Origin of the sequence: Arthrobacter sp. UCD-GKA, from assembly GCF_001863355.1 — a bacterium.
Lineage (GTDB): Bacteria > Actinomycetota > Actinomycetes > Actinomycetales > Micrococcaceae > Paeniglutamicibacter.
The window spans coordinates 1-20,320 of the sequence record NZ_MOLR01000016.1; the positions used below are offsets into that span (position 1 = coordinate 1).

The window sequence follows — 20,320 nt, forward strand, 5'->3', positions numbered from 1 at the left end:
CCGGCAGAAAAGGCTGCTGATCCCCGAGTCCGCCCCCGAATCACCACTCTTCTTCACCCTCGTCGAGGGAACCGCCCGGCTGCGCGAACGCTGGCGCAACGGACACCTCGCGGCATAGGACCCCCTGCCGCGACCCCTTCGAAACGACAGAAGCAAGCCCCTTTCGGAAGATGGAACCCGACGCCCCCGGCCGGCGACCTGGCCGTTCCTGGCGTGCCCGAAAATACGACAGGCCGCCGAATCCGGGAAAATCACGGATTCGGCGGCCCGTCGGCGTTCCATGAAAAATCAGGGCTAGGGTCCCTCGGCGTCAGGGCATGGGCAAATAAGGTGTATCCGTTTTCCCGGGCGCGGGCTCCGGCGGAACCACCAGCACCGGCACCGTGCGGTGGGAAAGCAAACGTGCCAGCGTGGAGGCGCGCAGACGGGCGGAGGTGATGCCGAGGGGTCGCCGCATGGGGGATCCGAGGACCAAAAGCGAGGCCCCCAATGCCGTTGCATACTCCTCAAGCGCACCCGCGGGAGCGCCCACCAGTATGCGCAGGATCCAGCGCACGGGYGAATCCTGCAACGCAGCGGCGAGGCCGGCTTGGAGCTCGCGGACAACCATGACGCCGATTTCCTCCTGCGCGTCCCGACCCAGCGTCTCGAAATCGATGGTTGCCTTCGCCTTCCACTCGGAAGATTCCAACCCCGTGACGGCGTAGGCACACACCAGATCCAGTTTCAGGGCCACTGCCAGGCGTGCCGCGGTGGCGACCACCTCCGGATGCTGGTTCTGGCACACCCCCACGAGCACGGGATGCGGGGTGCGAATGGTTCCTTCTCCGCGCAGCTCGTTCATGGCGCGCTCCTGGAGGTTGACGGAGGCAGCGGGCGGGCAGCAGCCTTTCACCCAGTATGCCCGGACCTCGCCGGGCAAGGATAGGGCGGCGCCGTGTCCGGGCGCCAAAGCACCCCCCTTGACCGGGGCCGCCGCAGGGGCAAGACTCAAGAAATGGATGCTGACACGGCGGCAATCTCGATCACCGGGCTGAAAGTGTTGCGCGGGAAGAACCTGGTGCTGCCCGGCCTTGACCTGCTGGTTCCGCGCGGCGAGGTCGTGGGGCTGCTCGGTCCCAGTGGCTGCGGCAAGTCGACCCTGATGCGTGCGATCGTGGGCACCCAGATCATCTCCGGCGGGGACGTGAAAGTCCTGGGGGACACCGCAGGCTCCGCGGCGTTGCGCCACCGCGTGGGCTACATGACCCAGGAAGCGAGCATCTACGACGACCTGCCGGTGGCTGCGAACCTGAACTACTTCGCCAAGATCCTCGGCGCCCCGCCCGCGCAGGTCGCCGAGATCATCGAACGCACCGACCTGGGGTCGGAGGCCAAGTCGTTGGCCGCGGACCTGTCCGGCGGCCAGCGCAGCCGGCTCTCGCTGGCCATCGCGCTGCTGGGTTCCCCCGAGCTGCTGGTGCTGGACGAGCCGACCGTCGGGCTGGATCCGGTGCTGCGCGTGGCCCTCTGGGAACTGTTCGCGCAGCTCGCCGCCGAGGGCACGACGCTGCTGGTCTCCAGCCACGTCATGGACGAGGCCACGCGCTGCGACCGGCTGATCCTGATGCGCGAGGGGCAGGTCATCGCCCAGGAAACCCCCGGCTCGCTGCTGGAGCGCACCGGGACCGACAACGCCGAGGACGCCTTCCTCGCCCTGATCCGAGGGGCACAGGAGCCAGGGAGCGACACGCCGCACGTCCCCAAGCACCGCGCCGGGTCGGAGGAACCATGAGCGTCGCCCGCACCCTTGCCACCACCGCCCGGGTGCTGAACCAGGTGCGGCACGACCACCGCACGCTGGGCCTGCTGTTGTTGGTCCCCGCGCTGCTGGTGGGCCTGGTCGCCTGGATCTTCACGGACACCCCGGTGTTCGGGCAGATCGGCCCGGCCATGATCGCGCTGTTCCCCTTCATCGTGATGTTCCTGGTCACCTCGATCGCCACGTTGCGCGAACGGCGCAGCGGCACCCTGGAACGACTGCTGTCCCTGCCGCTGGGCAAGGCCGACTTCATCTTGGGCTACGCGCTGGCCTTCGGTTTGCTGGCGATCGTGCAGACCGCGATCGCGGTGGGCTTCGCCGTGTGGGTCTGCGGGCTGGACGTGGGCGGGAACCTGGGGCTGCTGTTCGCGGTGGCGATCGTCGATGCGTTGCTGGGCACCTCGCTGGGGCTTTTGGCCAGCGCCTTTGCCCGCAGCGAGTTCCAGGTCGTGCAGTTCATGCCGGCCTTCGTTTTCCCGCAGGTGCTGCTCGGCGGGATCTTCCTGCCCCGGGACCAGCTGCCCGAGGCCCTGGAGAAGATCGGCGACTGGCTGCCCTTGAGCCACGCCATTGATGCGCTGAACGCCGTGGCCCGCGACGACCAGGACGCCGGCTACATCTGGCTGCGCATCGGATTCATTGCCGCCTGGATCCTGGCCGCCATCGTCGTGGGCTCGATGACGCTGCGCCGCCGCACGCCCTGATCCGGGGAACCGGCGGCAACACTGGATAATGGGGCGGGTGAGCACGCAGCAGATCCGGCAGGAAAATCCCCTACCCACCCACGACTTCGACCTGGCAGCCATCGGGCACGGGTTGGTCTTTGCCCATTCCCTGCCAGAACTTGCCCAGGTGATTGAGGGCGGCGGGGCCAGCGCCACCGCGGTCATCCAAGCCCCGCCGGGCACCGGCAAGACCACCTTGGTCCCGCCGCTGGTCGCCAACGCCGTTGCCGCCCGCACCGGGAAGCCCGCCCGCATCGTGGTCACCCAGCCGCGCCGCGTCGCCGCCCGCTCCGCCGCCCGCCGCCTGGCCTTCCTGGACGGCAGCGGCCTGGGCACCCGGGTGGGTTTCACGGTGCGCGGGGAACACACCGCCGGTGCCCACACGCTGGTGGAGTTCGTGACCCCCGGCATCCTGCTGCGCCGGCTGCTGGCCGACCCGGGCCTGGAAAACGTGGACGCGGTGATCATCGACGAGGTGCACGAACGCGGGCTGGAAACCGACCTGCTGCTGGGCATGCTGCGCGAGGTCCACGAACTGCGCGGGGACCTCACCCTGGTGGCCATGTCCGCCACGCTCGATGCCCCGCGCTTCGCCCAGCTGCTGGGGGATGCCACCGGCAGCGGGGAAGCCCCGCTGGTCGACTGCCCCTCCGCGCTGCACGAACTGGCGGTGCGCTGGGCACCGGCGGCGGCCCCGCGGCTGACCGACCGCGGGGTCTCACGCACCTTCCTCACCCACGTGGCGGCCGTCGCCGTCGAGGCCCACGCCCGGGCGCTGGCCCAGGACCCGGGCATCGACGCGCTGGTGTTCCTGCCCGGGGCCTGGGAGGTCGCCGACGTCGCGGCCCAATTGCGCTCCAGGGCCGAAGGCACCGAGGTGCTCGAGCTGCATGGCCAGGTGCCCGCCAATGAGCAGGACCGCGCGGTCTCCGGGCGCGAACCCGGCGGGAAACCGCGGATCATCGTCTCCACCTCGCTGGCCGAATCCTCGCTCACCGTCCCCGGGGTGCGGCTGGTCATCGACTCGGGGCTGGCCCGCGAACCCCGCCGGGACGCGGCCCGTTCCATGAGCGGACTTGTCACGGTCTCCGCCTCGCGGGCCTCGTGCATCCAGCGCGCCGGACGTGCCGCCCGCCTGGGCCCGGGCACCGTGGTGCGCTGCTTCGAGGAAAAGAGCTTCGCCGCCGCCCCGGCGCACCCGCGAGCCGAGATCACCGTGGCGGACCTGGCCTCCGCCGCGCTCATCCTGGCCTGCTGGGGCGCCCCCGGCGGGCAGGGGCTGGCGCTGCCCGAGGCGCCCCCGGCCTCCAGCCTGCAGGCAGCCACCACGGTGCTCGAACACCTCGGCGCGATCGAGGAATCCGGGCAGGCGACCGCGCTGGGCCGGCGCTTGGCTTCCATCCCGGCGGACCCGCGGCTTGGGCGCGCGCTGCTCGACGGAGCCCCGATGGCCGGGGCCGCCGCCACCGCACGCATCGTCGCCTTGCTGGCCGGTGACTACCGGGCCCAGGGTGCGGACCTCGGGGCGCTGCTGGCCTTGCTGCCCAGCGGCCGGCACCCCGGCTCCGGTGCCTGGAAACGCGAATCGGCCCGCCTCGAACGCATCGCCACGCAGGCTGCCGGCCAAGCGGACCGGTCCGCCGAAGCCTTCACCGGCGACCCGCTGGGCCTGATCACCGCGTTGGCCTTCCCGGGCCAGGTGGCCCGGCGCGTGGAAGGCGCCGCGGGAACCACCTACCTGCTGGCCTCCGGCACCCGGGCCGGGCTCCCGGCGGCAAGCCCCGTGGCACACCACGCCTGGATCGCGGTGGCCGAGGTGGCCCGGGCCGCCGGCCGCGACGCGGCCGGAACCGGCGCGCTGATCCGCGCCGCTGCCCCGCTGGACGAGGCCACCGCGCTGCTTGCCGCAGCCCACCTGGAAACCCAGGACACGGCCACCGTCTTTGCCCACGGGAAGCTCACCGCCAGGGACGTGCACCGGCTCGGTGCCATCGAGCTGGCCAGCACCCCGGTGGCACCCACCCGCGCCCAGGGACGCGCCGCGGTGCTTGATGCGCTGCGGGCCAACGGGTTGGGCATGCTCAGGTTCTCGGCCTCCGCCACGGCGCTGCGCAACCGGCTGGCCATTGTCCACCGCGAGCTCGGGGACCCGTGGCCGTCCATGGATGACGCCGCGCTGCTGGAAGCGGCCGAGACCTGGCTGGCCCCGGAACTCGAGGCGCTCGCCGGGGGCAAGTCCGCCGGCTCGCTGCACCTGGCCGATGCGCTGCGCCGGCTGCTGCCCTGGCCCGAGGCCACTGAGCTGGACGAGCTGGTTCCCGAACGCCTCGCGGTGCCCAGCGGATCGAAGGTCCGCATCGACTACCCGGGCGTCGATGCCCCGGACGCACCGCCGGTGGTCGCGGTGAAGCTGCAGGAGTGCTTCGGGCTGGCGACCTCCCCGGCGCTGGTGCGCGGGAGGGTGCCGGTCCTGTTCCACCTGCTCTCCCCGGCCGGACGCCCGCTGGCGGTCACCGACGACCTGGCCTCCTTCTGGTCCGGGCCCTACACCCAGGTGCGGGCGGAGAACCGTGGCCGCTATCCCAAGCATCCGTGGCCCGAGGACCCGTGGACCGCTCCCGCCACCCGGCACGTGAAGAAGCGCATGGGCCAGCCCTGATCCCTCCTTGTCAGCGGTCCATGGCACACTGATGGGCATGAGCCCGCGCAGACCCATTCCCCTCGCCACCAGGCGCCGCCCGTCCGGGCTGCTGCTGATCTGCCTGGCCGGAATCGCGTGGGGGACCATCGGCCCGGCCGTCCAGCTCGCGCACCGGGCCTCGGGGCTTTCACCCTCGCTGCTCGGCTCCTACCGGGCCGCCGCGGCAGCCCTCGCCTTGCTGGTGGCGGCCTTGGTTGCCGGTCGGCTGCGCGAGTGCTGGGTGCTGGGCCGGGCGAGCCCCGGGCGCGCGGTGGCCGTGGGGTCGTTGACGGCGGTCTTCCAGTTCTTCTTTTTCCTGGCCGTGGTGTGGGCCGGGGTCAGCGTCGGCACGGTGGTGGCCCTGGGCTTGGCACCGGTGTTGTTGCTGGTGCTCAAGTCCATTCGCTCCAGGGCCTTGCCGCGGCCCGGGGCGCTGGCCACGGTGGCCGTGGCGCTGGCGGGGTTGTGCCTGGTGAGCCTGGCCGGTGCCGAGGTTTCCACGGCTCCGCACCCGGTGCTGGGGATCCTGGCCGCGCTGGTCTCGGGGACGGGGTTTGCGCTGGCTGCCGATGCGGCCGTGCCGATGGCCCGGGTGCTGGACCCCTTCGCGTTGACCGTCATCACCATGGTGCTGGCCGCCGCCTGCCTGGTCCCCGCAGGCCTCATGCTGGCCTGGGTGAACGCCGAGCCGCTGGGCACCACCGACGCCGGATCGTGGTGGCTGGTTATCTACCTGGGTGTGGTGACGATGGCGCTGGCCTACGGCCTGTTCTATGCCGGGTTGCGCACCACCTCGAGCGCCAACGCCGTGGTGGCCACGCTGCTCGAACCTGCCACGGCGGTGCTGATCGCGGTGCTCTTCCTGGGCGATGAACCAACGGTGGCCTCGACCACGGGGTTCTTGATGATCATTGCCGCCATTGCGACGCTCGGACGGGGACCCAAGCAACCGGTGACAGGCGAGAGACCGGAAGAAATCAGCGTTCCGGGATCCGACTGACGGCTTCCGTGCAGCGGGTCGGCACCCGGGTCTCGGACTCGGCACGCGGCAGACGCATCGGGGACGGTCCCGCACCTGCTCGCCATCTAAAAGTCCGCCCCGCGGCTGTTCCGGGCCGCCTTCCGGATCGAAGCCCAATTCCGCAACGGAACCGAGCAGGGCACGAACCCGGGCCAGATCCAGAACGCCCCGGAATTCGCGAAGGGCAAGGAGAACCTCGACGATTGCCGCGTCCAGCGCCATGAATTTGCCCCAGGACGGAACAGACGGAACAAATGACGAGACACACCGGGCTGGTTCGTGCCGGGCGCGCTAGTGGAGAATCCGGCGGACGATTCAGGGATCGCCCAGAAAGAGCCGTTCGGCTCGATCCTGCAGTTTCAGCGGTGTCCACTGGCGGCCAGTTGTCGGTCGCACCTGCTAGCGTCGATCGGATGGAAGCCATGGATCCCCCGCCGCAACTTTCCGACGTGTTCGACGCGCTGCTGTCTACACGCTGGAACGTCGACCAAGCGAGGAAACGCCTGCAACCCGTTCCAGGGCTGTATGCCATCTACGGTGACGCCGACGCCTGGCACGATCTTGGCCTGGAGCCGCGGCCGGAAAACGCGCTCTATGTGGGCAAGAGCGAATCGAGTCTCGTGGGCAGGGACCTCACCACCCACTTTGCGGCCGACAAAACCGGCAAGGCCCGGACCGGCAGCTCAACCGTGCGCAGGTCTTTTGCCGCGCTGCTCAGCGATTCCCTGGACCTGCAGGCGACTCCACGGAATCCAGGGAAACCCGGAAAATATTCCCACTATGCCCTGACGGCAGCCGGGGACGCCCGGCTCACGGCCTGGATGCACGAACGCCTGACCCTCGCGGCCTGGGAGAAAACCACTGGTGTTGCACAACCGCTGAGTGAGATCGAATCCGCCGTGATCCGATGCTGGAAGCCACCCATCAATATCCAGATGAACCCGCGGCCGCTTCAACGCCTCAAGCTGGCCCGTGAAGCCATGGCACGGCAGGCCGCCGCCAGCGCCCTTGTCCCCGGCAACTCCACGCCGTCGACTCCCGGCAGGGACGGTTCGGGGGAAGAACCTGTGGCAGCCCAAGCCCGGATGCCGCGGGGTCCCGGTTTTACGCCGGTCGAGTTGGCCCGGGAGCTCGGGAAAGACCCCAAGACGGTTCGCCACGTGCTCCGGACCAGGTATGGACCGCTGCCGCATCCCGGGGACCGCTGGGGTGTGCTCACTGCCGAGCAGGAGAACCATGTCCGGGCGAGATTGGCCCCCGGTACCTAAATTGTGGGGCGGGCCGGGTCGGTTTCCGGTTCAACGAAGCCCTGCGAGTTCGGCCCGCCCGGGACTATCCGCAGGTCGAATCCGCCGGCCCCATGGCCCGCCCTAGGCCGGGCCACAGCCGGGTCAAATCCGCCGGGCCTAGCGTGGGAAACCAACCCACCACGCGCCGGCATGCGGCGCACGAGCTGCCCCAAGGAGCACCCGACCATGGAGAACCAGATCCGCAACCGCACACCGAGTTCCGGGCGTCCCACGTACAAGGGCAGGACCCTGCCGCGACCCGCGGAAGACCTCGAGGACCAGGGACTCGGCTTCGACGTCCAGGCGCTGCTGGGGCGCCGCAGCGCGCTGAAGGCCTTCGGGGTTGGGGCCCTGGCGCTGGGCCTGGCCGCCTGCAGCGCCACCGCGGATGCGGAAGTACCCCTCGGATCGTCCGGTACGTCCGCCGGGGAGATCCCCGATGAAACCGCCGGCCCCTATCCTGGTGACGGGTCCAATGGCCCGGACGTGCTGGAGCAAAGCGGCATCGTGCGCTCCGACATCCGCTCCAGCTTCGGGGAATCGAGCACCACGGCCGCAGGCATCCCGATGACCCTCGAGCTGAACATCAAGGACCTGGCCAACGCCTCGGCGCCCTTCGCCGGGGTCGCCGTCTACGTCTGGCATTGCGACCGCGAGGGCAACTACTCCATGTACTCCGCCGCCGTGGAGAACGAGAACTACCTGCGCGGGGTGCAGGTCGCCGATGCACAGGGCACCGTGCGCTTCACCAGCATCTTCCCGGCCTGCTACACCGGCCGATGGCCGCACATCCACTTCGAGGTCTACCCCGACGCGGCATCGATCACCGACACGGCCAACGCCATCGCCACCTCCCAGGTGGCGCTGCCCGAAGATGTCTCCGCGAAGGTCTACGCGGTCACCGGGTACGAGTCCTCGGTCAAGAACATGGCCCAGCTGTCGCTGGCGACCGACAACGTGTTCGGCGACGATTCGGGTGCCAGCCAGCTCGCCACCGTCACCGGGGATATCTCGAACGGATACAAGGTGGTGCTGGATGTCGGGGTGGACACCCGGACCACGCCCGCCGCAGGTGGCGGTGCCCCGGGTGGCGGCCAGGGCGGAACACCACCCAGTGGCGGACCCGGCGGAACCCCTCCGAGCGGTGCACCAGGAGATTCCGGCAGCCAACCGGTCGGGTCCCCGGGTTCAGGGCAGTAGCAGGCCCACCGCATACACGGCGCAGCCGACCACCAGACCGGCCAGGACCTGTGTGGAGGTGTGGTCCTTCAGCTCGATGCGCGACCATCCCACGGTTGCCGCCAGGACCAGCGCCAACGCGGGGCCAACCTGTCCCAAGGGCGCCAGGAGTTCCAGGCCCACAAAGGCCGCCACCGCGCTGTGGACCGAAAGCTTCCAGACCAGGTTGGCCAGCAGGCACACCAGCAGACCCAGGAAGATGGTTCCCACGGCGCTGAAAAGCCCCGCGGGGGCATCAAGCACGAAGAGCAGGACGGCGCCGACCACCAGGGACGTTCCGGCCATCATCATGACCGGTGCCCGCTGGCGGCGGTCGCCGACGTGGTGGTCGGTGACCTTGCCCCGGTGCCTCATCCACAGCAGCGCGCCGAAGGGCAGCCCCGTCACGAAGAAGAAGGCCACCAGGGCCTGGGGCCAGGTGGTTCCGGGCGTGAGAAGCGGCTGCAGCAGCAGCAAGACGCTCACCAGGATCGCCGGTGACAGGATTTCGGTCACGTACCGGGCTGGCCGCAGCGTGGGAGTTAGGCTCATCCACCGATCATACGAAAGATCGTCAAACGTCAGCGGGTCGTGGCGGGGGGCGCCCGTGGCAAGGACACTGCAGTGGTGCCCTTGCCACGGTCGTGTTCCTAGGCGAAGGCGGAGATCCCGGTGATCGAGCGCCCGATGATCAGCGCTTGCACCGTTTCGGTGCCCTCGTAGGTGTGGATCGCCTCGATGTCGGCGATGTGCCGGGCCACGCGGTTCTTCAGCAGGATGCCGTTGCCGCCAAGCAGGTCGCGGGCGTTGGACGCGATGGTCCGGGCGATGCGCGTGCAGGTGAACTTGGCCAGCGAGGCCTGCACCGGAGACAGCGTGCCGGCTTCCTCGCGCTTCGTGGCCTGCATGACCATCAGCTGCATGGTGGCCAGCTCCGAGTGCATCCGGGCCAGGCGTTCCTGGACGATCTGGCTGGCGGCCAGCGGGCGGCCGAACTGGATGCGCTGGGCCGCGTACTGCACCGCGGTCTCGTAGCAGGCGGTCGCGTGTCCCACCGCGGACCAGGCGACGCCCAGCCGGGTGGCGAAGAGGACCTTGGCGGTGTCCTTGAAGCTGTTGGCCCCGGGCAGCACGTGCGAGTCGGGGACGAAGACGTTTTCCATGCGGATGTGGGCCTGCCAGATGGCGCGCAAGGACAGCTTGCCCTCGATGGTGGTGCCGGTGTAGCCCTCCCACTCCTGCTGCACGATGAAGCCGCGGACCTTGTCGTCCTCGTCGCGCGCCCACACGATGGTGATCCCGCCGGTGGAGCCGTTGCCGATCCACTTCTTCTCGCCGCTGATCCGGTAGCCGCCCTCCACCTTGGTGGCGCGGGTTTCCAGCGACACCGAGTCCGAGCCGTGGGTGGGCTCGGTCAGCGCGAAGGCGCCGAGCACCTCGGCGGTGGCGAGCTTCGGGGCCCAGTGGGCGATCTGTTCGGGTGAGCCGCAGTAGACGATGGAGCGCAGCGCCAGCCCGGCCTGCACGGCGGCGATGGTGCCCACCGATCCGTCGGCGCGGGACAGTTCCATGTTCACCAGCCCGGCGGCCAGCACGCTCATTTCCGGGTGGCCCTCGAGGGTGAGCCCGTCGCGCAGCAGGTCCAGCTCGCCCAGGCGCGTGGCCAAATCCAGCGGGTAGTCGGAGTTGTTCCAGTATTCGTCGATGACCGGGCGCACCTCGTCGAGCCCGAACTTCCGGGCGCGGTCCCAGTATTCGCGGTCCGCCGCGTCGATGTCCTCGAAGAGCCCTGCCGGATCGACGTCCACCTCGCCCCAGAGTTCGTACTCGGGTTCAACGACCCCGGCGGGGAAATTGGTGCTGAGGCTGGCTTCGATGCTCATGGAAGGTGGCGCCCTTTCGTCGGCGGCGGAAATGTCGCTAGGGCACCAGCATACTGGAACTGAGTATCACGTCAAGAGACTGAGGTTCACTTGGTCTGGGTTGCATGCCATTCATCGGCGAGCAGGGCGTATCCGTACCCGTCCATCCAGGTGCCGTCGCGGTGCAGGAAGCCTGCGGCAAGGTGGGTTTCGCGGCGCATCCCGACCCGTTCCATCAGCCGCCACGAGGGTTCGTTGGCGGAAAGGCAGCGGGCGTGGACCCGGTGCAGTCCCAGCTCGACAAAACACAGGCCCAGCACCCGTTCAACGGCCTCGGTCGCGTACCCGCGGCCGGCATGGGCCGGATCGATCGACCATCCAAGCTCGGCTTCGGTGTCTGCGGCCCGGGCCGCGGACTCGCGCTGGGACCACGCGTCGCGGAGCCGGACCACCACCTCGCCGATGAGCGTTCCGCCGGATTCCAGGACCAATCGTTCGCCCAGGTGATCCGGGCAGGCGAAGGCCCGTCGGTATTCGTCGGCGTCGGTCCAAGCGGAATGGGTCCAGCGAGAGGATTCCGGCAACCTGCGGTATGACCAGGTCGCTCCCGCATCCGCAGCCGTGGCCGGGCGCAAGGCGAGCCGTGCAGTTTCCAACGGCCAAGCGGCGGCCCCATGCAGGGGCGGACTGGAATCCGAAGCCAGGCCCGTCCTCAGCCCCTGGGCCGGTCCAGGGCCTCGCGGACCTGGGAGAGCACCGTCTCGGTGTCCGGGGTGCCGCCGGCGATGGTGATGACCACCGTGGTCGGCTCGGGTGCCGGCGCCGATTCCTGCGGCTCGAGCACCGGGGCGAACAGCGCGCCCAGCGCGTTCAGCTCGCGCTCCAGCTCCGGGCGGCGGGTGTCCTCCGGGTGGCGCAGCCAGCGCCGCAGGTGGTCGTTGTGCACCGAGACGACCCCGGAGGCAAAGGCGATGCACATCGCCCGCCCGTTGGGCAGCGAGTACAGCCCGCGGTCGCGCAGGTGGTTGCGGAAGACCCGCTCGTAGCGGTGGATCGAGACCAGCTCGCGGTCGCGCAGCGAGGGCACGTCCAGCAGCAGGCGGTGGCGCAGGCCCGCGGCCTCGGGCCGGGCGGTGTGCTGGTCGAAGACCGTCAGCCCCGCGTGCACCAGCGAGGCCACGGGCCCGGCCGAGGAGGTGGCCAGCACGGTTTCGAGGTGGTGGATGATCGTCTCCATGTCGGCGAAGACCATCTCTTCCTTGGAGCCGAAGCGCCGGAAGAAGGTGGAGCGCGAGATGCCCGCGGCCTGGGCCAGCGCATCGACGCTGGTGGCATCGAAGCCCTTTTCGACAAGCAGGCGCAGTGCGGCGTCGGGAACCGCGGAGGAGGTGATCATGCACGAGAATCTAGCACGCCGCCCGATTCCCGCGCTCCCATGTTGACGCGTGATTCACGAATGTGCGCCACGCCACAGCCCGCGCGTGCGCCGGCACCCGACCCGCGCCACACCGGGGGAGCTATAGCCCTGGCGGAGGGCCAAACCATAGGGTGGGGTGAGAAGTAGCAAGACCGCGACCCACGACCAGGAGAAAACACATGGGCTTCAACATCGCCAACGCCGCACTACGACTCGTCTCGGGTGCCTACATCCTCAACAGCGGCATCGGGAAGCTGCGGCTTCCCGCCGAATCAGCCCAGGGCCTGCAGTCGATGACCGCCAACGCCATCCCGCAGGTCGAAAAGCTGGAACCGGCGGTCTTCGGCAAGGCCGTCGCCGTCGGCGAGATCGGCCTGGGTGCCGCACTGCTGACCCCGTTCCTGCCCTCGCGCCTGGTCGGCCTGGGCCTGGGGGCCTTCGCCGCGGGACTGGTGGCCGTCTACCTGAAGACCCCGGGGCTGACCGAGTCCGACGGAATCCGCCCGACGACCAACGGCGGAGCGATGGCCAAGGACTTCTGGCTCGCGGGCATTGCCGCCGCCCTGGTCCTCGGCCGCGGCAAGACCAAGACCAAGATCAAGGAAGTCGCCGCCAAGAAGAAGTAGCAGGGCGGCAACGGCGGGCCGGGACGCACGAATCATAGTGCGCCCCGGCCCGCCGTGTTTCGCCCTGGTGGCTGTCCTACGGGGTCCGGCGCGCACCCTTGCGGAACATCAGGGCCACCAGGGCCGCGGCCATCGCCACGATGCCCGGCAGCAGCAGCGCCTGGCCCAGGGCCAGCGAGAACGCCTGGTGCAGGAACTCGGGCACCCGTGCCCCGGTTCCCGGTTCCGCGCCGATCCCGGCCGGCGCCCCGGCGGCCCCGGCGGCCATGGACGCCACGACCTTCTCGGATTCCACGGCAATGCGCGATTCCATCATCAGCGCGATCAGGGCCGAACCCAGCACCGCACCGACCTGCCGGGTGGTGTTGTACACGCCCGACCCGGCGCCGGCATTGGCCTGGCCCAGGTCGCGGGTGGCGGTCAGCGAGACCGAGGGCCAGATCATGGCCGAGCCCAGCCCCATGAACACCGGCGGAAGCAGCAGCACCCAGAACGGGGTGTCGGCGCGCAGGATCAGCCCGTAGGCGGTGATCGAGGCGCCGAAGAGGAAGAACCCGGGGACCGCGAAGTACTTGGCCTCGATCTTCCCGACGTTCTTGCCGATGACCGGGGCCAGCACCCCGGCCACCACGGCCATCGGGGCGAGCATCAGCGCCGAGGCCGTGGGGGTCAGCCCGCGCACCGACTGCAGGTACAGGATCATCGGGAAGCTCATGGCGGTGATCGACAGGCCCATGAAGGCGATCGCGATGTTGGCCAGCGAGAAGTTCTTGTCCTTGAACAACCCCAGCGGCACCAGCGGCTCGGCCCGGGTGGCTGCCTGCCACCAGATGAACAGCCCCAGCAGCACCACGCCGCCGATGATCAGGTGCCAGGAACCGATGGGGCCGATGAACGGTCCCCAGTCGTGCCCGTTGCCCTCCTGGATGCCGAAGACCAGCGCAAACATCGCCACGGCGCTCAGGCCCACGCCCAGCCAGTCGAAGGAGTGCGAGTGGCGCGGCAGCTCGGGAACCTTCACCAGCACCCGCCAGATGGCCAACACGCCGACCGGCACGTTGACGAAGAAGATCCATTCCCAGCCCAGGGTGTCGACGAAGATGCCGCCGGCGATCGGGCCCACCAGCGTGGCGATGCCCGCGACAGCGCCCCACACGCCCATGGCCGCGCCGCGGCGGGCGTAGGGGAACATGCGGGTAATGAAGGTCATGGTCTGCGGGCTCATCAGGGAGGCGCCCAGGCCCTGGACCACGCGCGCAACGATCAGCGTGGTGATGTCGCCGGCCAGCCCGCACCACAGCGAGGAGAGCGTGAAGACCACCAGGCCGACGAGGTAGATGGTGCGCGGGCCGAACCGGTCGCCCAGCCGCCCGGTGATCAGCAGCGGCACCGCGAAGGCCAGCAGGTAGGCGCTGTTGACCCAGATGACGCCGTTGATGTCGGTGTCCAGGCCGTTCATGATCGCCGGCATGGCCGTGGAAACGATGGTGGAGTCCACCAGGATCATGAAGAAGCCGATGACCAGCGCCCAGAGGGCACCCCATGCGCGCTTGTCCTCGGTCTTTGCCGCTATGTCCTGGTTCGCATCCACCGCCCGAGTGTACGCCGGGGCGCCGGGGAGCAACAGGGATTTGAGCCGCACCTCACAGTGAACCGTTTTAGGGTCCTAGGGCAGGTTGACGAAGCCCTCGATGCAGGTGAACGACTGCCCGGCGATCCACACGCCGGCCGGATCGCGGTCCACGTGCAGGATCGCGGAGCGCCCCAGCCGGGTGCCCTGGCGCACCGTGTAGGACTCCGGGGCCAGCCCGGAACCGGTCAGCCAGACCCCGAACCCGGCATTCAGCGACCCGGTGGCCGGGTCCTCGGGAAGCCCCTCGCCGGGGCAGAAGGCACGGACCTCGTAGTCGGCCGGGATGCCGGTGACCACGTTGCGGAAGCGCTGGGAGCCGCGGCGCTCGTCGGCCTCGGAGACCGGGCGCAACTCCTCGCGCGCCCCGGAGGGCCGGTCTGTGGGCACATTGGGGTCGTAGGAGCGTGCCGGGATGCCCGGGACGGTGTGCGGGCCGATGACCCCGACCTCCAGCCCGGCCAGGATCGAGTAGTCCGGTTCCAGGGAGAGCACCATTTCCGCGTCGCGCAGCAGCAGCCCGGCGAATTGCGGCCCGTTGGCCAGCCACTGGTGCCCCACGACGTCCTCGCGCGTGATGCCCAGCCCGGTCAGCGCCCAGTCCAGCACGTCGTCCTCGAGCCCGCCGGTGCGCACCATGGGCGGCGCCTTGAACGCCAGGGACTCGGGATCGGACGGGTCCTCGCCCGGGACGCGGCGGACCTCGATGAGCCCGGCGTCGCATTGCTGGATCAGCGCGGCGGGGTTCTTGGGCACCCCTCCGGCCTCGAGCCACGCGTGGGCCGCACCCAGGGTGGGATGGCCGGCGAAGGGCAGCTCGGTGGTGGTGGTGAAGATGCGCACGCGGTAGTCGGCGTCGGGGTGCGTGGCCGGCAGCAGGAACGCGGTTTCGGCCAGGTTGGTCCAATTGGCGAAGTTCAGCATCTGCGCATCGGACAGCCCCTCGCCGTCGAGCACCACGGCCAGGCCGTTGCCGGTGTAGGGGGAGGAAGAGAAGACATCGACTTGCTTGTACGGGCGGGCAATACTCATGCATGAATCGTGACACATCCGCCCGAGCGGCGCGCCGGATGACGCCGTTTTGTCATCCAACGACGCAACAACCCCGGCGGGGCAACAACGGGCACCAAGGCAGGGGCGCCGGCCGCACCCCACGGTTTGTGGGGTGCRGCCGGCGCCCTGTTGCCGGGAACGAGGCGGCCTACCAGCGGTGGGCCACATCGATCACCAGGCGGCTGTTGCCCGTGGCGTCGATGAGCACGAAGGTCCGGAACGGCAGCCGGGCGCGGACCCCCAGGCCGAAGGAGCTCTGGCCCTCGAAGCTGCCCAGGAACGCCACCTGCCTGAAGGTGGTGTAGCCCGAGACGTCGCGCACGTTCAGCCGGTTGGCCGGGTAGTACGTCGGGGTTCCGGAGGTCGTGTAGGCCGGTGCCTTGACGATGATGCGCAGGTCCGCGGCCCCGGCCAGCGGAACGAGCTTGCCCTGGCCCTCGGTGTAGACGGCCGAGACGTAGCGGACGTCGTAGCCCTTCACCTTGCCCTTCAGGTCGATGACCATCCGGTCGAAGCAATCGTGGCGGCCGGTGCGGACGTTGGTGACGGTGGCCGAGGAGTAGCCGGCGACCGAGTCGGCCAGCGAGCCCCAGGTGATGCCGCAGTAGGGTGCGGCCACCGCGGTGGGGGTTGCGGCGGGGGCGGCCGGTGCGATGCCGAGCCCCGCAATGAGCAGTGCGCCGGCCAGGCCGGCGGCGATCCTGGTTTTCATGGTGATCCTCGCTTGGTGCGGTAAATCCGTGTGTGGGTGGATGGTGGAATCAGCATGCGCGCCGGGAAACCGGGCCGCAAGGGGGTATATCCACAATCCATTCCATTGCAATGCGCAGGAGATATGCCTTACGTCGACCGGTCATATCCAGCGTGCGCCCACGGGGGTGTGACAACCTTGTTGATATGCAAATCTTTGCCACCGGAACACTGGACGACGCCCTGAACGAGGTAGTGGAGAACACGAACGCATTACCGGATCCCATCCGACCATGGGTTGTGGTTGCGATCGGGTTACTGGCCGCGGTGCTCATCACCGTGGTCCTCTCCTTCATCTTCACCCGCATGCTCCGCCGCATCCAGGGGTCCGCACCCGATCGCCCCCTGCGCCGCATGCCCCTGCTGCTGACCCTGGCCTTCGCCTTCACCAAGATCACCGTGGGGCTCTCGTTTGCCTCGAACCAATGGGTCACGATCTGGCAGTTCCTGCTGCTGCTGGGACTGATCAGCTCCATTGCCTGGCTGCTAATCGTCGCCATGGGAATCTTCGAGGACATCCTCCTGGCCAAGTACCGCGAGGACGACGGGAACCCGCGGCGGCTGGCGAAGATCCAGACGCAGGTCGGATTGTTGCGCCGGGTGGCCACCGCGCTGGTCATCACCCTGGCTGTTGCAGGTGCACTGCTCACGATTCCCGAGGTCAGGGCGCTGGGCGCGGGGCTGCTGGCCTCGGCCGGCCTGATCTCGGTGGTCGCGGCGCTCGCCGTGCAGTCCTCGCTGGCCAACGTGTTCGCCGGGCTGCAGATCGCCTTCACCGACGCGATCCGGGTCAACGACACCGTGGTGGTGGAGACCCAACGCGGCACCATCGAGGAAATCACCCTCACCTACGTGGTGGTGCTGTTGCTTGACGGGCGCCGGATGATCATCCCCTCGACGCACTTCACCACGGTCCCGTTCGAGAACTGGTCGCGCCGCAGCACCGAGATCAGCGGCTTCGTGCTGCTGGACCTGAACTGGAATGCGCCCATCGAACACCTGCGCACGCGCACCGAGCAATTGCTCGCCTCCACGGATTTGTGGGACGGACGCACCGGGTCCCTGAACGTGACAGATGCCATCGGCGGCATCCTCAAGGTCACGATTGCGCTCAGCGCCAGGAACCCCGGGGACCTCTACGACCTGCGCAACTACGTGCGCGAGCACCTGATTGCCGAATTGGGAAGGGACTACCCCGACGCACTGCCCAAGCCGATGATGCCGGGTGCCGCCCCGGCCTAAAGGCGCAGTGCCGCCGGCCCGTAGTCCTCATAGGCCCGGGCCCGGGCGGTGCGTTCGCGCAGGATCGCCACCATCGCATCGGCCTTGGAGATCAGGTCGGCGATCTCGGCATCGTCGCGGTCCACCCATCGGGTCAGCGGCTCCCGGTGGACCGGGACGAAGTCCTTGTGCGGTTCCCACACAAAGAGCGTGCGCTCGGCGCCAAGCACGTACTGCTGCCAGAACACCTGGCGCAGGTAGTTGCGCGGGATGGTCTTGAACGGCTTGTTGGTGGTCTTGATTTCCGCCAGCTCCACCCGCCCGTGCTCCCGGATGCCCAAGCCGTCGGGGGTGGCCAGGTGGATGTGGTTCTCCGCGGCGTGGAACAGCTGGGTGGAGGGCACGATCCCGTAGTTCTCCTGCACCCACGCGGCGATCACTGGTTCGCGGGCCCGCCCGTGGTCGGTGTACGGATTCCCGCCGAAGCCCGAGCCGTTCAGTTTGTCCCAGGCCGCGGACTGGATGGATTTCGGGGTGGAGAGCCTGGCCGCGTCGGTGGCCGTGATGCCCTGCGAGCGGGCCCGCAGCCAGGCGATCCGGTCCGAGGAATCGGCGACGATGCGCTGCAGGCAGGCGGCGGGGGCGGGGTCTAGCGGCGAGGGGATCACCTGACCCATTGTTCACAAAAAACCCGGGCACCGCGAACCGGCGGCGCGTCGGGCCCCGGCACCCGCCGCGCGGCGATGGCGGCCTGCGGTGTCCCTGGCCGATGCCACCTGCCCCGACGACATCCGTTCGCGGATGCTCCCCGCACGATGGACGACCCCGTGGAATCGATGTCCCAAGCCTCCAGGGAACCCCGGGGGCCGCACCCAGCGCACTGGCCGGAGGGCGCACGCGGGCGTAGCCTGAAACTCCGGACCCCCCACCGCCGCAACGGAAGGAACACCGCATCGCCATGGAACGATTGCTGGGCGTGACCACCCGGGTATGGACCTCCCCGCTCACCGACGCGACGCTGCCCGAACTCGCCGCCCATGTGGCGTCGCTGGGCTTCGGCGCCATTGCGCTCCCGCTGGAAAACCTCGGAGACTGGGACCCGAAGCGCGCCCGCGAGGTGCTGGCCGAACACTCCCTGGCTCCTGTGCTCATCGGCACCATGTCCCCGGGACGCAACCTGGTCTCCGCACCCGACGCCGAGCTCGAAGCCACCCGTGACCACCTGCGCGGCCTCATCGACGCGGCGGCATCCCTCGGGGCGACCACCGTCGCCGGCCCCTTCCACGCGGCCACCGGCCGGACCTGGTCCATGAACGAGGTCCACCGCCGGGCCACCTACACCCAGCTACGCGAAAACCTCGCACCGCTGGCCGCCCACGCGGCCGCCCACGGAATCACCCTGGGGATCGAACCGCGCAACCGCTACGAAACCTCGCTGATCAACACCGTGGACCAGGCCTTTGACGCGCTGGAACCGCTGCTCGGGCCCGGGCTCGGCATCGCCCTGGACAGCTTCCAGCTGAACATCGAGGAACAGGACATCGCGGCCGCCGTCGCCCGCGCCACCGCCCACATCGCCCACGTCCAGGTCAGCGGCAACGACCGCGGCACCGTCGGCGCCGACCACTTCGACTGGCACGGCTTCATCCGCGCGCTGGACCTGGCCGGGTACGCCGGCCCGCTCTGCGTCGAATCCTTCACCCCCGGGAACGCCTCGAACGCCGAGGCGGCCCCCATCTGGCGGCCGCTGGCCAGCACCCAGGACGCCTTGGCCGCGGACTCCCTCGGCTACCTGAAGAACCTGCAAGCCGGTGGCCTGCGCTGAGGTCCACCGCTTCCGCAGCCCGCCCCTCCGGCTGGGTGGCCGGGCACCGCGGGGGAAGATTCGGGCAAGGAACGCCTTTCAGCCGAAGACATCGAAGCCCTCCTGCACCGGGCCGCGGAGCACCACCCGGTGAAGTCCGCGGTGTTCCTGGTCGGTTACGAGCCGCTCGAGGACGCCCACCGAACCCCGCCGGACAGCGCCGAACCCCGCCGGACAGTGCCGGCGATCCGGGTGCCGCGGTGCTGCGCGGGTACCTGGAAGACGACCAGCTCCCCTTCTTCATCCTGGAGTCCTGCGCCGGGCAGCATCCTGACACCGTCGACGGCCTCTACCGCGTGGCCCTTTCGCGCCCCGACTTCACCTGGAAGTGTGACGGGAAGTCGTTGGTGCGCACGTACAAGCCGGCACCCGTCCATCATGAGGACCTGCCGAAGATCGCGATGGTCCCGGTGTCCCTCTCCAGGCCTGCCAAAACCTCACCTGAAGACCCGCACCCGGCACCCGGGCCGATGGTCGGGGCTCAGCCGCGGGATTCCAGCCTGTCGACGTAGCCGACCAGCGGGCTGGCCACGACGGTGACGGCCTGCCCCGGCCGCAGCCCGCGGGCCTTTTGCCGGTTCCGCAGGGTCCAGGCACGGGTCCCGTCTTCGGTGTCGATGACCAGCTCGTGGCGGACCCTGCGCCGCTCGGCCCAGGACTGCCCGACGATGTTCTTCCGTTCCCACAGCGCGTTGTTCAGCGCATCGGGAAGGAAGTCCAGGAACCGGCGCTCGGAGATGCTCACGACGGTCCCGGGAACCGAGGTCCGCGGCACCAAATCGAGGATGCCCACTGCGACCTTCAGCAGCGCGGCCAGTGCCAGCACCACCAGCACGACCCCGGCCAGCATCAGGAACCCGCCCAGTTGGGCGGCCCCGGCATCCGCCGCCGCGAGCTGCCGCATCTCGGTGCGCATCCGGAAGCCCACCACCAGCAGCGCGATGCAGATTGCTGCCTGGAGCGCGCCGCGCAGGACCAGTGACAGGGGCGCATGCCCCGAAAACGGGCGCAGCGAAACCCCCAGGAACCGCGTCCACGACGTTGTTTTTTCCATGTCCAACCATTCCCCCTTGGCCATGCCCCGGCAAGGGGAGGACAACCACCCTCGGAACCGGAGCAGAACAGATGTTCACGCAGTGCGCCACACCTAAAATCCCCAAAAC

At 69.4% G+C, this 20,320-nt stretch carries 20 protein-coding genes; 10 read left to right on the forward strand and 10 right to left on the reverse strand.

All coding sequences use genetic code 11. The features are described 5' to 3' along the window. Window positions 1–310: 310 nt before the first annotated feature. Window positions 311–844: a universal stress protein gene (locus BLJ79_RS20625; RefSeq protein WP_071216689.1), complete on the reverse strand. Its 534-nt coding sequence runs from the start codon at window positions 842–844 to the stop codon at window positions 311–313. A 153-nt stretch (window positions 845–997) separates the two neighbouring features. Here BLJ79_RS20625 and BLJ79_RS20630 point away from each other — a divergent pair, with 153 nt between their 5' ends. From BLJ79_RS20630 to BLJ79_RS20655, 6 genes are all read left to right on the forward strand, one after another. Next, window positions 998–1,774, forward strand: a complete 777-nt coding sequence (locus BLJ79_RS20630) for an ABC transporter ATP-binding protein (protein WP_071216690.1) — start codon at window positions 998–1,000, stop codon at window positions 1,772–1,774. Next, window positions 1,771–2,505, forward strand: coding sequence for an ABC transporter permease (locus tag BLJ79_RS20635; RefSeq protein WP_071216692.1), 735 nt, complete (start codon window positions 1,771–1,773; stop codon window positions 2,503–2,505). Before BLJ79_RS20630 ends, BLJ79_RS20635 begins: the two co-directional genes overlap by 4 nt. A gap of 28 nt (window positions 2,506–2,533) precedes the next feature. Further along, the gene (gene hrpB, locus BLJ79_RS20640; protein WP_071216693.1) at window positions 2,534–5,185 is read left to right on the forward strand and encodes an ATP-dependent helicase HrpB; all 2,652 of its coding nucleotides are present in this window, start codon (window positions 2,534–2,536) and stop codon (window positions 5,183–5,185) included. A gap of 37 nt (window positions 5,186–5,222) precedes the next feature. After that, the gene (locus BLJ79_RS20645; RefSeq protein WP_286135775.1) at window positions 5,223–6,206 is read left to right on the forward strand and encodes a DMT family transporter; all 984 of its coding nucleotides are present in this window, start codon (window positions 5,223–5,225) and stop codon (window positions 6,204–6,206) included. A gap of 443 nt (window positions 6,207–6,649) precedes the next feature. Next, on the forward strand, window positions 6,650–7,495 hold the full coding sequence (locus BLJ79_RS20650) for a GIY-YIG nuclease family protein (RefSeq protein ID WP_071216696.1): 846 nt from the start codon (window positions 6,650–6,652) through the stop codon (window positions 7,493–7,495). A 207-nt stretch (window positions 7,496–7,702) separates the two neighbouring features. Continuing rightward, window positions 7,703–8,716, forward strand: coding sequence for an intradiol ring-cleavage dioxygenase (locus BLJ79_RS20655; RefSeq protein WP_071216698.1), 1,014 nt, complete (start codon window positions 7,703–7,705; stop codon window positions 8,714–8,716). On the opposite strand, the gene BLJ79_RS20660 is transcribed toward BLJ79_RS20655, so the two are convergent. From BLJ79_RS20660 to BLJ79_RS20675, 4 genes are all read right to left on the reverse strand, one after another. Then, on the reverse strand, window positions 8,705–9,286 hold the full coding sequence (locus BLJ79_RS20660) for a phosphatase PAP2 family protein (protein ID WP_071216699.1): 582 nt from the start codon (window positions 9,284–9,286) through the stop codon (window positions 8,705–8,707). The genes BLJ79_RS20655 and BLJ79_RS20660 overlap by 12 nt on opposite strands. A 98-nt stretch (window positions 9,287–9,384) precedes the next feature. Continuing rightward, entirely contained in the window at window positions 9,385–10,617 is a 1,233-nt protein-coding gene (locus BLJ79_RS20665; protein ID WP_071216701.1) for an acyl-CoA dehydrogenase family protein, read from the reverse strand. Between the two features lie 86 nt (window positions 10,618–10,703). Continuing rightward, window positions 10,704–11,252 (reverse strand): GNAT family N-acetyltransferase, encoded by a 549-nt coding sequence (locus BLJ79_RS20670; protein ID WP_071216703.1) that lies wholly within the window; start codon window positions 11,250–11,252, stop codon window positions 10,704–10,706. A gap of 56 nt (window positions 11,253–11,308) precedes the next feature. Continuing rightward, window positions 11,309–11,992, reverse strand: coding sequence for a TetR/AcrR family transcriptional regulator (locus tag BLJ79_RS20675; RefSeq protein WP_071216704.1), 684 nt, complete (start codon window positions 11,990–11,992; stop codon window positions 11,309–11,311). A gap of 200 nt (window positions 11,993–12,192) precedes the next feature. On the opposite strand from BLJ79_RS20675, the gene BLJ79_RS20680 reads away from it, so the two are divergent. Further along, window positions 12,193–12,639: a DoxX family membrane protein gene (locus BLJ79_RS20680; protein ID WP_071216705.1), complete on the forward strand. Its 447-nt coding sequence runs from the start codon at window positions 12,193–12,195 to the stop codon at window positions 12,637–12,639. Window positions 12,640–12,715: 76 nt separating this feature from the next. Here BLJ79_RS20680 and BLJ79_RS20685 read toward each other — a convergent pair whose 3' ends face one another. The 3 genes from BLJ79_RS20685 to BLJ79_RS20695 all read right to left on the reverse strand — a co-directional run bounded on the left by BLJ79_RS20685 (window position 12,716) and on the right by BLJ79_RS20695 (window position 16,034). Next, on the reverse strand, window positions 12,716–14,230 hold the full coding sequence (locus BLJ79_RS20685; protein ID WP_071216745.1) for a DHA2 family efflux MFS transporter permease subunit: 1,515 nt from the start codon (window positions 14,228–14,230) through the stop codon (window positions 12,716–12,718). Window positions 14,231–14,305: 75 nt separating this feature from the next. After that, window positions 14,306–15,301: a PhzF family phenazine biosynthesis protein gene (locus BLJ79_RS20690; RefSeq protein WP_071216706.1), complete on the reverse strand. Its 996-nt coding sequence runs from the start codon at window positions 15,299–15,301 to the stop codon at window positions 14,306–14,308. Window positions 15,302–15,470: 169 nt separating this feature from the next. After that, window positions 15,471–16,034: an AMIN-like domain-containing (lipo)protein gene (locus BLJ79_RS20695; RefSeq protein WP_071216707.1), complete on the reverse strand. Its 564-nt coding sequence runs from the start codon at window positions 16,032–16,034 to the stop codon at window positions 15,471–15,473. Window positions 16,035–16,219: 185 nt separating this feature from the next. Between BLJ79_RS20695 and BLJ79_RS20700 the strand changes: the two genes are divergently transcribed. Next, the gene (locus BLJ79_RS20700) at window positions 16,220–17,314 is read left to right on the forward strand and encodes a mechanosensitive ion channel family protein (RefSeq protein ID WP_071216708.1); all 1,095 of its coding nucleotides are present in this window, start codon (window positions 16,220–16,222) and stop codon (window positions 17,312–17,314) included. Here BLJ79_RS20700 and BLJ79_RS20705 read toward each other — a convergent pair. After that, a complete protein-coding gene (locus BLJ79_RS20705) occupies window positions 17,311–17,970 on the reverse strand; it encodes a YqaJ viral recombinase family protein (RefSeq protein WP_071216709.1) in 660 nt (219 codons plus the stop codon). The two genes, BLJ79_RS20700 and BLJ79_RS20705, sit on opposite strands and share 4 nt — an antisense overlap. A gap of 281 nt (window positions 17,971–18,251) precedes the next feature. On the opposite strand from BLJ79_RS20705, the gene BLJ79_RS20710 reads away from it, so the two are divergent. After that, complete coding sequence (locus tag BLJ79_RS20710) at window positions 18,252–19,118, forward strand: sugar phosphate isomerase/epimerase family protein (protein ID WP_071216710.1); 867 nt, start codon at window positions 18,252–18,254, stop codon at window positions 19,116–19,118. A 239-nt stretch (window positions 19,119–19,357) separates the two neighbouring features. Continuing rightward, window positions 19,358–19,669 (forward strand): hypothetical protein, encoded by a 312-nt coding sequence (locus BLJ79_RS20715; protein ID WP_071216711.1) that lies wholly within the window; start codon window positions 19,358–19,360, stop codon window positions 19,667–19,669. Here BLJ79_RS20715 and BLJ79_RS20720 read toward each other — a convergent pair. After that, window positions 19,639–20,211: a hypothetical protein gene (locus BLJ79_RS20720; protein ID WP_139194997.1), complete on the reverse strand. Its 573-nt coding sequence runs from the start codon at window positions 20,209–20,211 to the stop codon at window positions 19,639–19,641. The genes BLJ79_RS20715 and BLJ79_RS20720 overlap by 31 nt on opposite strands. Window positions 20,212–20,320: the final 109 nt, after the last annotated feature.